At 61.4% G+C, this 15373-nt stretch carries 15 protein-coding genes; 3 read left to right on the top strand and 12 right to left on the bottom strand.

Translation table 11 applies throughout. The annotated features are described in order from the left end of the window. Positions 1-144: 144 nt before the first annotated feature. The 11 genes from dmpG to ACTHQS_RS14505 all read right to left on the bottom strand — a co-directional run bounded on the left by dmpG (position 145) and on the right by ACTHQS_RS14505 (position 11748). Entirely contained in the window at positions 145-1185 is a 1041-nt protein-coding gene (gene dmpG, locus ACTHQS_RS14555; protein ID WP_440170224.1) for a 4-hydroxy-2-oxovalerate aldolase, read from the bottom strand. Next, positions 1182-2126 carry an acetaldehyde dehydrogenase (acetylating) gene (locus tag ACTHQS_RS14550; RefSeq protein ID WP_284980071.1) on the bottom strand — a complete coding sequence of 315 codons (945 nt, stop codon included), beginning with the start codon at positions 2124-2126 and terminating at the stop codon, positions 1182-1184. Before ACTHQS_RS14550 ends, dmpG begins: the two co-directional genes overlap by 4 nt. Then, entirely contained in the window at positions 2123-2914 is a 792-nt protein-coding gene (locus tag ACTHQS_RS14545) for a 2-keto-4-pentenoate hydratase (RefSeq protein WP_440170221.1), read from the bottom strand. The genes ACTHQS_RS14550 and ACTHQS_RS14545 overlap by 4 nt, the downstream gene beginning before the upstream one ends. A 30-nt stretch (positions 2915-2944) precedes the next feature. Further along, a complete protein-coding gene (locus tag ACTHQS_RS14540; RefSeq protein WP_440170218.1) occupies positions 2945-3892 on the bottom strand; it encodes a 3-carboxyethylcatechol 2,3-dioxygenase in 948 nt (315 codons plus the stop codon). 26 nt (positions 3893-3918) lie between these two features. Continuing rightward, positions 3919-4782 (bottom strand): alpha/beta fold hydrolase, encoded by an 864-nt coding sequence (locus ACTHQS_RS14535; protein WP_440170215.1) that lies wholly within the window; start codon positions 4780-4782, stop codon positions 3919-3921. A 32-nt stretch (positions 4783-4814) separates the two neighbouring features. Next, positions 4815-6650: an FAD-dependent monooxygenase gene (locus ACTHQS_RS14530; RefSeq protein ID WP_440170213.1), complete on the bottom strand. Its 1836-nt coding sequence runs from the start codon at positions 6648-6650 to the stop codon at positions 4815-4817. A 153-nt stretch (positions 6651-6803) separates the two neighbouring features. Further along, the gene (locus ACTHQS_RS14525) at positions 6804-7427 is read right to left on the bottom strand and encodes a cysteine hydrolase family protein (protein WP_440170211.1); all 624 of its coding nucleotides are present in this window, start codon (positions 7425-7427) and stop codon (positions 6804-6806) included. A gap of 15 nt (positions 7428-7442) precedes the next feature. Continuing rightward, positions 7443-8558: an alcohol dehydrogenase catalytic domain-containing protein gene (locus tag ACTHQS_RS14520; protein ID WP_440170208.1), complete on the bottom strand. Its 1116-nt coding sequence runs from the start codon at positions 8556-8558 to the stop codon at positions 7443-7445. Between the two features lie 130 nt (positions 8559-8688). Beyond that, a complete protein-coding gene (locus tag ACTHQS_RS14515) occupies positions 8689-9462 on the bottom strand; it encodes an IclR family transcriptional regulator (protein ID WP_440170206.1) in 774 nt (257 codons plus the stop codon). A gap of 162 nt (positions 9463-9624) precedes the next feature. Further along, positions 9625-10266, bottom strand: coding sequence for a GntR family transcriptional regulator (locus ACTHQS_RS14510; protein WP_440170612.1), 642 nt, complete (start codon positions 10264-10266; stop codon positions 9625-9627). Positions 10267-10392: 126 nt separating this feature from the next. Next, positions 10393-11748, bottom strand: coding sequence for an MFS transporter (locus ACTHQS_RS14505; RefSeq protein ID WP_440170205.1), 1356 nt, complete (start codon positions 11746-11748; stop codon positions 10393-10395). A gap of 194 nt (positions 11749-11942) precedes the next feature. Here ACTHQS_RS14505 and ACTHQS_RS14500 point away from each other — a divergent pair, with 194 nt between their 5' ends. The 3 genes from ACTHQS_RS14500 (at position 11943) to ACTHQS_RS14490 (ending at position 14537) form a co-directional block, all read left to right on the top strand. Further along, positions 11943-13055 (top strand): alcohol dehydrogenase catalytic domain-containing protein, encoded by a 1113-nt coding sequence (locus ACTHQS_RS14500; RefSeq protein WP_440170204.1) that lies wholly within the window; start codon positions 11943-11945, stop codon positions 13053-13055. An 11-nt stretch (positions 13056-13066) separates the two neighbouring features. Next, on the top strand, positions 13067-13675 hold the full coding sequence (locus ACTHQS_RS14495; RefSeq protein WP_440170203.1) for a cysteine hydrolase family protein: 609 nt from the start codon (positions 13067-13069) through the stop codon (positions 13673-13675). 418 nt (positions 13676-14093) lie between these two features. Beyond that, positions 14094-14537, top strand: a complete 444-nt coding sequence (locus ACTHQS_RS14490; RefSeq protein WP_440170201.1) for a PaaI family thioesterase — start codon at positions 14094-14096, stop codon at positions 14535-14537. Between the two features lie 220 nt (positions 14538-14757). Here the strand turns inward: ACTHQS_RS14490 and ACTHQS_RS14485 are convergent, their stop codons facing one another. Beyond that, positions 14758-15324 (bottom strand): recombinase family protein, encoded by a 567-nt coding sequence (locus tag ACTHQS_RS14485; protein WP_440170199.1) that lies wholly within the window; start codon positions 15322-15324, stop codon positions 14758-14760. Positions 15325-15373 lie beyond the last annotated feature (49 nt).

Below are 15373 nucleotides of genomic sequence, written 5' to 3'. Positions count from 1 at the left end.
TGGTCGCTGTGCGGGCGGCAGAGGGAAGCTGGGCGGGGCGCGGGGGAGAGGGGAGCGTCATTGCTTTCCTGTCGAGGAAGGGGGGGGTATGGGGGGTGCGGCGAGCCCGCAGGCACCGGAGTGCCTGCGGGCTCATGTGCGTGGTTAGGCGTGTGCTGCGGTCTTGATCAGGTCGAGGGCGACGTCGGCGATCATGTCTTCCTGGCCCCCGATCAGCTTTCGGCGGCCTACTTCGACGAGGATGTCTCTGGCGTCCAGGCCGTAAGTGTCGGCTGCCCGCTCCGCGTGGCGAAGGAAGCTGGAGTAGACACCGGCGTAGCCCAGCGTGAGTGTTTGCCGGTCGACCTGCACGGGTCGGTCGTGCAGCGGGCGGACCAGTTCGTCGGCTGCGTCCTGAAGGGCAAACAGGTCGGCCCCATGATGCCAGCCTTGCAGAGTGGCAACCGCGGCGAAGGGTTCGATCGGGGTGTTGCCGGCTCCGGCGCCGTGCCCTGCCAAGGAGGCGTCCACCCGGTAGGCGCCCTCCTCGACGGCGACCACTGAGTTCGCCACGGCCAGGGACAGGTTCTGGTGGGCGTGGATGCCGATCTCGGTTTCGGGCCTGAGGGCTTGCCGGTATGCCTTGACCCGTGATCGGACCCCATCCATGGTGAGGCCTCCACCGGAGTCGGTGACGTAAACGCAGTTAGCGCCGTAGGACTCCATCAATAGGGCCTGCTTGATGAGTTCCTCAGCGGGGATCATGTGGGACATCATCAGGAACCCGGAGACATCCATGCCGATTTCCCGCGCCGTGCTGATGTGCTGGGCGGAGACGTCTGCTTCGGTGCAGTGAGTGGCGACGCGAACTGATCGGACGCCCAGGTCGTAGGCGTGCTTGAGTTCCTTGACCGTGCCGATTCCCGGCAGGATCAGGGTCGTCAGGCGTGCGTTCTTTACGACGTCTGCTGCTGCCTCGATCCATTCCCAGTCGGTGTGGCTCCCGGGGCCGTACGTGAGGCTGCTGCCCGCGAGGCCGTCGCCGTGGGAGACCTCGATCGCGTCAACGCCCGCGGCGTCCAGGGCAGCGGCAATTTTGCGGGTGTTTTCGATGGAGATCCGGTGCCGGACGGCGTGCATGCCGTCCCTGAGGGTCACGTCCTGAAGGAAGACCTTGGCGGGATTCGTGTCGTTGTGGCTGCTCATCGGGTTGCTCCCTCTCGTGCGGTGACCAGGCGTTCGGCGACGCGCAGCGCGGCCGAGGTCATGATGTCCAGGTTGCCGGCGTAGGACGGCAGGTAATGGGCCGCCCCTTCTACTTCCAGGAACACGCTGACGCGTGTGTAGCTTCCTGTGCGGCGCTCCTCGGGGATGAGGGCCTCGACGTCGGTCCCTTCGTCCTGGAACTGGACGCTTTGCTTGAGCCGGTATCCCGGCACGTATTCGGCCACTGATCCGACCATCTGGGCGACGGATTCCTCGACCGCGGCCCGTCCGGCCTCATCCAGCCGGTCCACGAGGCAGAGGACAGTGTCGCGCATGATGACGGGCGGGTCGGCGGGGTTTAGGACGATGATTGCTTTGCCCGCGGCGGCGCCGCCGACGTTCACGATCGCTTCGGATGTCGTTTCGGTGAACTCGTCGATGTTGGCCCGGGTTCCGGGGCCGGCTGATTTCGACGAGATGGAGGCGACGATCTCGGCGTAGTGGACAGGGGCTGCCTTGCCGACTGCCGCGACCACCGGGATGGTGGCCTGGCCGCCGCAGGTAACCATGTTGACGTCGGGGGCGTCCAGGTGTTCGTCCAGGTTTACGGGTGGAACGACGAAGGGTCCGATGGCTGCCGGAGTGAGGTCGATCAGCCTTTTGCCGTAGGGTTCGAGTTTCTCGGCGTTGTAGCGGTGGGCGCCGGCTGAGGTGGCGTCAAAGATGACCTCGATGTCCTGGAATTCGGGCATAGCGATCAGGCCTTCGACGCCGTCGGCCGTGGTGGCCACACCGATCCGGCGGGCGCGGGCAAGGCCGTCGGAGGCGGGGTCAATGCCGACGAAGACCCCCATTTCAAGGTGCTGCGAGAGCCTCTTGATTTTGAACATGAGGTCGGTTCCGATATTTCCGGATCCGATGATCGCGACTTTTGCGGTCATGGCTTCTCCTGGTTGAGTACGGCCCGGACGGTCCCGAGACCGGTGATGGTCGCTTCGATTGGTTCGTTGGGGAGGAAGGGGATCATGGGCCCCAGGGCGCCGGAGAGAATGATCTCCCCGGCGCGGAGCGGCCTGCCCAAGTCAGCAGCCGTTTGGGCCACCCAGACCAGCGCGTTCAGAGGGTCTCCGAGGCAGGCTGCCCCGTTCCCTCGCGATGCTTCCTCCCCGTTGCGGGTCATGGCCATGGTTACGTCGGCGGGGACGAATTCATTGAGCTTTGCCCGCTGCTCGCCGATGACGAACAGGCCGCTGGAGGCGTTGTCAGCGACGGTGTCGACGATGCCGATATCCCAGTTACTGATCCGGCTGTCAACGATTTCCAGGGCCGGTGCCGCGTAGTCCACTGCGCGCCGCACCTTTTCGGGGTCCGGATCGTCGATATCTTCAGCGAGGATGAACGCGATCTCAGCCTCGATCCGCGGGGCGATTAGCCGGTGCCCGGTGACGATTCCGTCAGCGGGCACCTGCATTTCGTCCAGCAGGACACCGAAATCCGGTTGATCCACCCCGAGCTGCGCCTGAACGGCCGGCGAGGTGAGCCCGACCTTCCTGCCCACGCGCATGGCGCCACGTTCGGTGCGGCGCTGGATGCCCAGCTCCTGAACTGTATAGGCCGATGCCAGGTCATCACCGAGGACATCCCGAACAGGGGGACAAGGCGTACCGGAAAGGAGGGCCTCCGTCAGCTGCTCATCAGCTGTGACCACGGGGGATTGGGTGAGCGTCATTTTGTTGCCTCGCAGGGGTGAAGGTATTGTTCAGGCATTTTTGAGCACCGCCGTGGTGATGCCGAAGCCGGCGATGTACTCCTTGATGGGCTTGTAGAACTCGTAGCTCACCTCATACTCACCGCACGCCCTTAGCGCTGAGTAGGCTGCCACCCAGGTCCGTACTTCGTGGGAAGAATGCCCGGCGACCCTGTTCATTTCTTCAGGATCATAGGCGTCGAAGCCTTCCACCTGGCCGGAGCGGCATACGTCCAGGAAGGCACGGTCCCACTCCGGGTTGAGGTCCATGATGTCGGCCTCGCCACGGGCAAAGGCCTCCGCCGTGGCGATAGTCCTGGCTTGTCGGGCTGCACGCGCCTCGGGGGTGGGGTTGCGTCCGTTGGTCAGCATGGCGCGCTGTTCGGGGGTCGCCGTGGCGATTTGCGGGACTGGCGGGTCGTGCGAGAGTCCGCCGGAGCCGATGAACAGTACCTTCTTGTCGGAGTTTTTGAAGTAGTCACCGATTGCCTCGCCGAACTTGCGCACACGCTGAACCTTGGAGAAGGGTGGTGCGACGGAGTTGATGAAAATCGGGATGACGGGCTTGGCGGTGACGTTGCCCCGGTAGAGGATCTCCATGGGCTGGACTGCTCCGTGGTCCACTTCCATGCGGCGGGAGATTGCCGTGTCGAGGTCCCGGTCAATCACGTGCTGGGCCAGTTTCTCGGCGATCTCGGTGGGGACGTCCAGCTTGCCGGCGAACGAGTCATAGTCTCCGCTTCCGTAGGCTTCGTAGCCGATACAGAACGGCGGCATGAGATCGTAAAAAAAGCCGTTGTAGTGGTCAGGTCCGAAGTTGATGACCAGGTCGGGGTCGAAATCGGTGACGAACTGGCGGGCCTGGTCGAAGGCTGCCTCGACCTGTGCCTTTACTTCTGGTTCAGGGTTGCCGTGCTCAAGCAGAGGGCTGTGTGACATGCACACGAGTGCCTGGTTCATTGTGTGTCCTCTCTTTCCGGCTTCTGTCAGCGTCCGACACCGCGGGCGTTGAAATACTGCTTTAGGACGGAGTTGAATTCTTCGGCCCGCTCTACCTGGGACCAGTGGCCGCATTGGCTGAAGATGTGGGCGTCGGCGTTCGGAATGATGTTGAGCAGTTCCCATGTGCGGGAGACCGGAATGACGACATCCTGAACTCCATGGATGAGCAGGACCGGAACGTCGAGTTTCGAGAGAACGTCAAAGTCCAGTGGCAGCTCGGTGCGGTCGCGGTCGCGGGCCGCGACGACTTCCCCTAGTCGGTCCGCAGCCGTATCGTTCAGGGCTGCCTGGTAGCGCAGGGCCACGAGCTCGTCAGTGACGAGGGACTTATCCACGACGAACATTTCCAGCGTCTTCCGGATACCAGCCTCGGAGAGGTCCGGTTTGGAGTGCCCGGCCAGGGCGCCGGTGAGCTTTGCCCCGCCGGTTCCCATGGAGACGATGCCGAGCAGCCGTTCGGGGTAGTCGATGGCGAACTGGAACGCGAGCCATCCACCAAGGGAGTTTCCAACAATCCATGTCTTTTCGATGCCCAAGGCATCGAGGACACGGACGGCGTGGCGTACCCATTCGCGGATTCCGTACTGCGTCCCCGGGGCAACGACGCTTTGCCCGTAGCCGATGGAGTCGATAGCGATGCACCGGCCGAGCTCAGAAAGCTCGGGAAGGTTGAGCCACCAGTTTGCCGCTGCGGTGACGCCGGTGCCGGATCCGTGAAGGAACAGAATCGGGGTCCCCTCGCCCAGTTCGTGGTAGTGGGTCAGCTCGCCGGGCGCGGTTTCGAGCCATTTGTCTTCCAGCCCGAAAAATTTGTCTGTGGTGTATGCGGGGATTTGTGCCGTGGGCATGGTGAGTCCTTCCGAAAAGTTTGGTAATGGGGTTAGCGGGCCGGTACGGGGTGACGAAGGGGAGTGGCGAGGATGGTTTCGAGGGCCTCTCGTAGCTGTGCCTCAGCCTCATCTGCCTCCCACACCGATGAGAGCTGGCGCCAGGCGACATAGCCGTCGGGGCGCACAAGCAGTGCACCGGCTTCTTCGGTTTCCCGCGCCTTTGCCCAGTAGGCGTAAGGGTCCTCGTAGCCGGGCTCGCCGACCACGACGGTGCGCAGGTATGGCAGGTCCAGCCGTTCTGCAGCTTGTTTCCAGGCCTGCCCGGAGAGCCCGGTGACCAGGGAGAACTTGCCATGACCGGTGACGTCCAATGTCGATACGCGGCGGCCTGATGCATCCACCAGCCAGGCGTGGGGGAGTTTGGCACCGGGACGCGTCGTGGGCTGAACGTGCAGCTGGGGATCGCGTTCGAACTTTTCCTCCGGCGTTCCGTCGGGGACGACAGCTGCACTGGCATAACGCTGGTTCAGTTCCACTCCATGAGCGTTGAACTCGTAGTTCTTCAGCTCGAGAGCTTGGCCGAGGCGTTGCCGCAGTTCGGCGCCTTCGGCTGTGGTGGCGCGCAGCCGGGCAAGGCCCGCTTCGACGGTGCGCGTTCCGTTTCCGGCGTCGGTGTTGAAGCAGTCACGCAGGGGGGCGTAATCCAAGCGGGACTGGTTTGCGCGGGCGACGATTTGTGCGCCAACGGGAACCCGCTCTGTCGAATAGGTTTCCAGCAGTGCCGGCCCTGCGTAGCCCTTGATCGCGAAGGCCAGTTTCCAGGCCAGATTGAAGGCGTCCTGCATGCAGGTGTTGGAGCCCAGCCCGCTGCTTGGCGGGTGCCGGTGAGTAGCATCCCCGCCGCAGAAGACCCTGCCCTTCGACATCGACAGCGCATGCTGCTGGTTGACGTACCAGGTCGAAACCCCCTCAACTTCCAGTTCCAGAGAAGGGTCGCCAACCAGGGTTCGGATTTGCGCGGTGACGGCCTCAATGCTCAGATCCGGCTCTCCGGCTTCCTTGTCAAAGCCCCAGCCGGCGATCCATTCATTCCACGGCCGGACGCAACGCAGCAGCCCCATGCCGATTTCACCGAAGGCGGCCGCAGGGTTCATGATCCAATGCAGGATGCTGGGACGGTGCTGGACGTATCGGCTCAGGTCGGCGTGGAAGCGTACGTAGGCTGTGCCCGCCCTTGCCGTGTGGCCAACAATTTCCAGCCCGATCTCTTCCGCGATCTGGCTCTTGGCCCCGTCAGCCCCGATCAGGTACCGGGCACGCACCGAGTACTCCTGGCCGGAGTTCCGGTTCAGCAGGCGAACTGTTACACCGTGCTCATCCTGAGCGTGGCCCAGGTACTTGGTGGAGAAGGAAACCTTCGCCCCCCGTTCTGCCGCGTTCTTGACCAGCAGCGGTTCCATATAGGTCTGCGGAATGTCCAGCATCGTGCACGGACTGGCCTGGACGTACTCGCCGGACCTGGCGTCGCCGGTACCCCACGTCTGCAGTCGGGCGATCTCCGGGCCGGCCAGTGAAGTCGTGAACAGGGTGTCGCCCATTTCTTTCCATGGCACGGCGTAGCGCCGGGCTTCCTCTTCCACGCCAAGGTCGCGAAGAACCTCAACAGCCCGTTGGTTGGTGATGTGCGCGCGCGGCGTGTTGGCCAGCCAGGACCACTGGGAGACCATCATGGTCCTGATTCCATAGGAAGCCAAAGCGAGGGCGGCAGTCCCTCCGGTAGGTCCGGTTCCAACGATGACAACATCCGTGTCGTAGGCCGAGGCGGGATCCGCCTCCCTGTCCCGGAGATCCGCAGCACCGACGATGTCGGTGAAATTTGAAGACATTGCTGTTCCTTCACGTCTTTGTGTGATGTATGGCACCTCTGTAGAAATGCTAGCATGCAAGCAGGTGTTTGCGATAGCCCGGCGGCTCCACGGTTTTGCCGTGACAGGACGTCGGGCCGTCGCCGGCCTTCCCGGACTTGCTGAGCGGGAGACTTATTGGGAGTGCTTGCCGGGTGCGGCCGGCAATGAGGCTTTCAGCTTCGGGAGCGTGATGACGCGGGCAAACAGCGCCATGGAAGCGACGGACGCCTGATGGGCTGTTTCGTCTACTGCGGAGGCGGCGTCCGAGAGGATGTACGTCTTGTAACCAAGGTCGGAAGCTTGGCGTACTGCGCTTTCGACTGAGGCGTTGGTAGCGACCCCGCATACGACGACATTTTCGATGCCCCGGGACTTGAGCAGCTCGTTCAGTAGCGAGCGGCTGAAAGGGCCGGGCAATTGGTGGGTGACCACGACGTCCTGGTCGAGGATCGTTATTTCCGGAACGATGGCAGAGCCTTCGGTGCCTTCTTTTAGGCAGTCGGCCTCTTGAGCCAATTGCAGTAGAGGGACGGACGGGTCAAGGTTTGAGTAGTCGGGGGCGAAGGCGATCCGTAGTGGAACCACAAGCCCACCTGCTTCTCGGACAGCGCTCATGGCGCTGTGGCAGTTAGCGAGGATGTTCCGTGACTGCACTTCCTGGCTGAAGAGCGCTCCGAAGGCTGTGCCGGGGGAGACGGTGTCATGTTGCAGGTGGACGACCAAGAGTGCCGTTGCAGCAGGGTTGAGGGTGTTCATTGGCGTGCTCCCGGTCTATTCGTTTGGCTTGAGGATGATGGATGTGAAGCCGCCAGCGCGGTCAGTTGCCGCATCGATGGCCTGGTTTGCCTCTTCGAGGCTGTAGTGCCATGCCTCGAAGTGGCTTAGGTCCAGAGTGCCGGCGGCAGCCATTCTGGCCATTTCCTCGCCTTCGGCCACGCTGAACCATAGTGAGGTGAGCAGATCGATTTGCATGGTCATGAGCCGGTACATCGGTACTGGGAGATTCTCGGGCATGGCGCCAATGCTGACCATGCGCCCTCCTCGGCGCAGGGCCCAGATACCGGCCATGCTCACGTCCGCGGTGGCCTTGTCACCAAGTGCGTCAAGGTAAACGTCAGCGCCAAGGCCGTCTGTGTTCTCGCGGACCCAGTCTCCGACGTTACCGTCGTCGTAGGCCATGGTGTGGATGCGGTCAGGGGCGATGTGGCGGATCCGCTCGAGCAGCTCCCGGTTCCGGGCCACCCCGAAAATCTTGGTAGCACCCATGGCCAGTGCCAGCAGCACGGCGCTCAGGCCGAGCGTGCCCGTCACCCCGTGGATAAGGAGGTTGCTACCAGCGCGCACATCGCCCTTCCGGAGGCCGGAGTAGGCGGTGCCCAGATACCCGAACCGTGATGCATGGTCCATGGGGACGTTTGCAGGTATGCGAATGATTCCAGATGCCGGTGCCTTCACATACTGGCACATTCCCCCGTGGGGGTAGTCCTTGTGAATCTCGGTTGAGCCCGGTCCGAAGCCGAAGTAGCCCTGGAATGTGTAGGCAGTGTCGCTAAGAGGATCTCCGGTGCGTGACGCCCAGGAGTCGCCTGAGTCACGGCCAGGATTCAAGTAGACCCGATCGCCCGGCTTCAGATTCCTTACCCGCGGCCCCACCTCGCTAATCGTGCCGGCGGTGTCCATGCCGAAGATGGCGGGGAGTTCCGGCAGGGGCAAAAACGGCTTCTGCGATGGGTAGGTGGAGATCACGTTCCTGAGGTTCTGAACCAGGTTGGCGGATTCGACTTTGATGACCACGTCATAGTCACCAGGGGTGGGTACGGGCACTTCGTCGATCTGGAACTTTCCGCCTACTTCATGCAGCCGTGCCGCCCGCATTGTGTTTGTCATTCTGCTTCTCTTCACTAGGGAACCGCCACTGCGTTGTGACGTGGGTCCCATCCTCAGAGAAGACGAAGCGGACTGCAAACTTCTGTGCCACTCAGCGGTTCATAGGCAACCCGATTTGCAGAACGATGTTTCAGTCGCTGGTTAGAGCGCTGTTACGGGGGAGCTGGCGACCCAGGGCCAAGGCGGCAGTACGGACCGCAGGAGCGACGCGTTCAGTGTCCAGTAAGCCTGCTAAGCCCGAAGCGGACAAGGCAGCCACGAGAGCTCCTCCGGAGTCCAGGACAGGGCTGGCTACGCATGCGCTACCGGGTGCGGATTCGTTTTCCTCAAAGGCCAAGCCCTTGGCGCTGATTTCTATGAGCTGGGCCCGCAGCACCTGTTCGTCACTGATCGTGCTGCGGGACAGTTGCTGCAGCCCGGATGCGAGAACGCGATCGAGGACGGGCGTTGGGGAAAAAGCAAGCATGGCTTTTCCCACTGCTGTCGCGTGGGCAGGTACCCTTCCACCAACGCGGGAGGGTAGCGCAGGGGTGCCACGGCCGCGCAGTATCTCGATGTACACCACGTCAGGAGGGTCCAGGACCGCAAGATGAACGGTTTGGCCCGTGGCGTTTCGGAGGTCAACCATGACTCCCATGGCGCGCCTGCGAAGTTCCTTGGGTGTGACCACCATCTGGCCCAGTTCGAACAAGGCAAGGCCGAGACGGAAGCCCGGTCCATGGCGCTCCAAAAACTGCAATCGCAGAAGTTCGCCGCAAAGGCGGGAAACAGTCGATTTGGGCAGTCCCGTTCTTCGGGCGAGCTCAGAGATACCCAGCTGTTGGTCCTCCATCCGAAAAGCACCGAGGATAAGGCCGGCGCGCTCCAGTACTGAAGACGAGTTGTTCCATTCAGCGGTACGCATCTAGGTATTATCGCCTTTTCCGCTGCCCAAGATCAACGGCCGGCAATCGGTGACTCTGACGCGGGGGAGCAGGTGGGCGGTGCTACGGGCTCGTAGGGGACAGCCTAGTCAGAAACGAAAAGGCACCCTCCCTGCTTCGGGATGGGTGCCTTTCCGTTTTCCTTAGGCCGCTGATACCGGCTGTTGTTCGAAGAGTGACGTGGTATCCAGGATATGCAGCTCCATCTCGGCTTTGGCGGTGTCAGCGTCACCGGCCGCAAGCGCGTCGCGGATCTTGTCATGATCCTCCTGGCGTTCCGGGATGTGGTTGGCCAGGGGCCGTGGAAGTCCGTGGGTATTGATCAGGAAATCGCTTAAGTCCCACATGCGTCTGCTGGTGGTGCTGATGATTCTGGACCCTGCCATCTTGTGAATCTGTTCATGGAACTCCCGATTGAGCTCCCGGTATCCGCGTGAGCGGACTTGTTCATCGGGATGCGAACCAAGGTCCTTGATTCGTTGGGAAATTTCGTCGAGTTCCCTGATTCCTGCCGGAGTGGTCCGGGTTGCTGCTACCGCGGCGATGGCACCTTCGAAGCCTGAGAACATCTTGAAGAAGTCGCGGACCTCATGCTGGGGGTATGACATGACGACTGAACCAATTTGGGGCAGTATTTCGATGAGTCCATCGCCGGCCAGGAGCCGCAGTGCCTCCATGACAGGTTGCTTGCTGACGCCGAATTCGGAGCGAAGTGCCTCCACTGAGAGACGCGATCCGGCGGGGATGTCTCCATCCAGAAGGCGCTTCTTGACCATTTGATACATCTGTCCGGACAAGCGACCGCCGGCCCCCGATGTTCTTCCTGTCGCGCTTTGCTGATTCTCTGTCGCCATAATGCTAGTATGCCAGCCTTTCAATGCGGTTACCGGCCTTCCGGCTTTCGGTGCGGTTTAGGCGCCTGCAGCGGCACCCCGCAGGGCATCCTCCTCGTCGGTGGCGTGCTGGATCTGGCGCTGCGCTTCGCGCTTGCCCCAACCGCCTGGAAGAAGTGCCACAGAGATGACGGAGATAACAGAGGCAGCAACCATATAAAGCACGATGGAGTTGCTGGTACCGGTGGCGGCCAGCAGCGCGGTGGCGATCAAGGGAGCGAAGGCAGAGCCAAAGATTTGCGAGATGGTGTATCCCACGGATGCGCCGGTATACCGGACTTCCCTGGAAAAAACCAGCGCAAAAAGTGAACCGGTGACGCCGGCGGCGGGAGCCATCGCTATGCCGAAGACCAGAACCACGGCGATCAGGAAGTTGAAGGCGCTGCCCGTGTTGATCAGGAGGAATGCCGGCCAGATGGTCACACCCATGGCTGCTGCACCAATGAAGTAGACGGACTTGCGTCCGATGCGATCCGAGAGGGAGCCGAAGATCGGGTAGAGGATGACGGCGACGATGCCGGCGGCGAAAACGCTCAACAGCACCGAGGACCGATCAATCTTCACGACAGTAGTCGCGTAGTTCACCAGGTAGGACATGGTGATGTAGGCGAAGACGCCTTGACTCAGGTAGGTGCCGGCAACGAGGAATATCTCCTTCGGGTGGCGGCGGAAGGCTTCTTTGATGGGTAGCTTGACGAGTTCCTTCTTCTCGCGGGCGGCCGCAAACGCAGGGCTCTCGGCGATGGTCAGCCGGATGACAAGTCCCACCACAACGAGCAGGGAGCTAATGAGGAAGGGAATCCTCCAGCCCCAGGCAAGGAACTGTGTATCGGGGAGCTGCGCCGTGATGAGGAAGGCCACCGTGGCGAGACTGGTTCCGGCGGGGGCGCCCATCTGCGGGAAGGCGCCGAAGAATCCCCTGCGGCCTAAAGGTGCATGCTCGACAGCCATCAGTGTCGCACCACCCCACTCACCGCCGACCATGAAGCCCTGGAAAAGGCGGAGCACAGTCAGCAGGATGGGAGCAGCGATCCCTATCTGTGCATAGCCGGGAAGAATTCCCATAAGGAATGTGGCCGCACCCATGCCCACCAGGGAGATCACCAGCATCTTCTTGCGGCCTACGCGGTCACCGAAGTGGCCGAAAACGACGCCGCCAAGGGGGCGGGCCAGAAATCCAACACCGAAGGTAGCGAAGGCCAGCAAAGAACCCATCAGGGGAGAAGCTTCCGGAAAGAAGAGTTTGGGGAATACGAGGGCGGCTGCTGTGCCGTAGATGAAAAAGTCGTAGTACTCAATCGTTGTGCCGATAAGGCTTGCGGTTGCAACCTTAGCCGGGGAGCCGGCTGAGCGGCTGGATGTCTTCGTCGACATGATGTGCTCCTGGTGGAGGATCGGGAAAGTGAGAGGTAGCGAGCTGCTAGCATGCTAGCCCGCTACATACGGTACGCGAAGCGTTGACGTGATTCAAGTCATAGGAATGCTTGCATGCTAGCCCGCTACTGTTGTAGCGTGGGTCACACCGGCGCCGTCAGTGGCGCTCTCCAATTTGCTGCAAGGGAGCAGAAATGAGTTTGATGCAGGCCGCCCGACTTCACGAAGTCGGCAAGCCGTTTCAGGTCGACCAGATTGAGAAGCCAACGCCAGGACCACACGATGTGATCGTCGAGGTCAAGGCCTGCAATGTGGTCCCGAACCTGCGCAACGTCATCACGACCTACCCGGAGTGGTTTCCGTTCCTGCCATTGCCTAAGCTGCCGGCCATCTACGGGCTGGACGCAGCGGGAATCGTCTCAGAGGTGGGATCACATGTTCGGAACGTGAAGCCGGGCGACAGGGTCTACGTCAACCCCGGCCGTGACACCGGCGATTCGTACGCCTCCCGCCGGGGCGAGAGGATCAACGATCCCGCCTACACTTTCCAAGGCTACTTTGGCTTCGGTGCGGGTTCACAGCAGGTGTTCGAGGACTACCCGCACGGAGGCTTCTGCGAGTTCATGAAGGCGCCGGCTGATGGGTTGGTTATCCTTCCCGAGAGCATCTCTTTTGAGCAGGCCTGCCGGTTCGGCTATTTGGGCACGTCCTACTCCGCACTGAAGAAGGCAGGTGCGGCCGCTGGCACCTCCGTACTGATCCATGGAGGCACCGGAACCCTGGGCCTCGGCGCCGTGCTTAATGCTCTTGGCATGGGGGCAACCAAGGTTTTCGCCGTCGCCCGGGACCGCGAGCTTCTGGAGCAGGTCCGTCAATTGGATCCGCGCCGGGTCCACGTGCTGTCCTATGGCGATGAGCCGATAGGGGACTGGGTTCGAAAGCACACGGATGGGCTCGGTGCAGACATATTCATTGACGCGATTGGTCCTGGAGCCCCCAAGGAGACCACTCTGGCAGGAATTGAGTCGCTGCGCCGGGGCGGACGTATGGCAAGCATCGGCGGCATGTCCGAAGAGCTGCCCGTGGAAATGTTCCGGCTCATGTGCTTCCAGATCAGCATCATCGGCTCGCTCTGGTTCACCGTAGGGGATGGCCAGGACATGGCGGAGATGGCAGCCGCCGGCACCCTGGACCTCTCGGTGTTCGAGCAGGAGATTTTCCCATTATCTGAAGTCAATGAGGCACTTGACGCCGTGGAGAAACGCCGCGGCGGTTTCACAAACGTCGTAGTGGTGCCAGGGAAATAGGAGAACGAGTCGTGGAACTCAACCGAGAACGCACCGCCGTCATTGCAATTCACTGCCAAGGTGACGTCGTCTCTCAAGAGGGAGCCTTCGCGCCCTTCTTCTTCAAGGAAGTCAAGCGCCGCGGAGTCATCGAGAAGGTCTCAGGCCTGCTCGGAGCCGCCCGCCACGTCGGAATTCGTGTGGTGTACACGAGGGTTGCCTTCAGCCCCGACTACAGCAACCTCGTACCCAATTCCCCGCTGCTGCAGGGCGTTCAACAGGGCGGGTCATTGAAGGACGGCAGCGCCCTGGCCGAGATCATCTCGCCTCTTGCCCCAAAGGCAGGTGACACGGTAATCACCCACACCACGGTAGGCGGAATGACACCTGAACTGCATTCCATGCTCACTGAGCGCAACATCGACACGTTGCTTTTCGCTGGTGTTGCAACGAACGTCAGCGTCGAAGGAACAGCCCGTACCGCAGTGGACCTGGGATACAAGGTGTTCCTGGTGGAGGATGCATGCTCGGCGGCCACGCAGGAAGCTCATCAAGCATCCATCGATTCCCTTTCAATGCTTGCGGGAATCACCACGGTGCGGGACGTTGAGAGCACTATTCTGGCCAAGCAGCCGATCTAGAAACCATGGATCCTGGCGGCGTGCATCTATACGTCGCCAGGATTCGTTGCGGCCGTGGCATTACGTTAGGAAGGGGCGAGCGGCTTGTCTCTACAGCTACAGGAAGATTGGGTTCCCTTGCTGGGGCAGGAAATCTGTATAGTCCGCCGTGGACAAGAGGTCCGCAACGGCGTAGTCGATGCAGTGATGCCCGACGGATCCATCCTATGGATCGCTGCCGAAGCAACCACTCCGCGCTCAATGTTTGAGCGGGCGGCCGGGTACGAGGCCTGGATTCGCTACCAATGGGCATAGCTGAAAGAAAAGCTCGACAAATCGCTAAGCAACTGAGGGCGCCGGTGGCAGGCAGTATTGCTGATGGCCGGAACGTCCGGCGTTGGCTCCCCATCGAGAGCCGTCCGTAAAAGGGGAGGCCAAAATGCCAATGCCCACCTCAATCCAACAGTTCCAAGAAAGCTGGGACGCCTTTCGGGCCAGCATCGGCTTCGAAGAGATCAGCGATACCCTCGGCCTTATCCCCCACAGCTGCGGGGAGAACACCATGTCCATGAGCATGGAACTTGCACCTCATCTCCGCCAGGCAGACGGCATGTTTTCCGCTACCGCTCTTTTCGGTGCCGCTGACCTGACAGGGACATTCTTAGCAATGCAAATGACTCGCCTTGGATCATTCCCATTAGCTGTGCAGTCGAACCTGAACTTCCTCAGCAATTCGCTTGTAGGGCCCGTGGTTGCCACCGCCCGACTACTACGCGTTGGCCGGTCAACGATCGTGGCATCGGTAGACGTTGCAGATGCGCAAGGCAAACTCTTGGTTGCCTCAACGTTTACCTACCTAAGCAAAGCAAGAAACGTCACCTGACTTGCCTATCTGCGTCACCTTGGCGAGATCCTTCGCGAACAAACCAAGATACGCCGCAAACTTCAGCCGGTAGATCCTGGACGCGTAGCAAACCACTATTGACCTCTTGGCGAGCACACCACAAACGCCGATAACAGCGATTCTGTCAGCCTGGCGAGGCAGGGAACTTGCGGTCTTGGCGTTGCGATAAGAGCTTGTGCGAGACTGTCTGCCAGGCGTTCTAGATCGCTCTGGCCTGGCGCAGGTACTGGTAAACCGTTTCGCGGCTGATGCCGTAGTCGTGGGCGAGGACGACTTTTGGAACACCGTTCTCAGCACGATGCACGAGCTCGGCGGCCCGTTCGGCGGTCAAGGTCTTCTTCCGCCCCTTGTAGGCCCCGCGCTGCTTCGCCAGGGCAATTCCCTCGCGCTGCCGTTCCCTGATCACGGAACGCTCGAACTCGGCGAAAGCACCCATAACGGACAGCATCAAGTTGGCCATGGGGGAGTCCTCGCCGGTGAACACCAGGCTTTCCTTCACGAACTCCACGCGTACCCCTTTGCGGGTGAGGCCTTGGACGAGAGCACGGAGGTCATCAAGGTTTCGGGCCAGCCGGTCCATGCTGTGCACCACTACGGTGTCACCGTCACGGGCGAAGCGCAGCAGCTCGGCGAGCTGTGGTCTGGCGGTGTCCCTGCCGGAGGCCTTGTCCGTGAAGACCTGGTCAAGAACCTGGCCGTCGAGCTGGCGCTTTTCATTCTGCTCCAGCGTGCTTACCCGTACGTATCCGATCCGCTGTCCGCCCACCGTAACCTCCAACCGAGTGCCTGTGAGGTTGAGTTCTAGGCTTGTCCTA

Source organism: Arthrobacter sp. SAFR-044 (genome assembly GCF_051965175.1).
Taxonomy (GTDB): Bacteria; Actinomycetota; Actinomycetes; order Actinomycetales; family Micrococcaceae; genus Arthrobacter.
The sequence above is the reverse complement of the archived record's forward strand: the minus strand, read 5'-3'. Positions and strand labels throughout refer to the sequence as shown.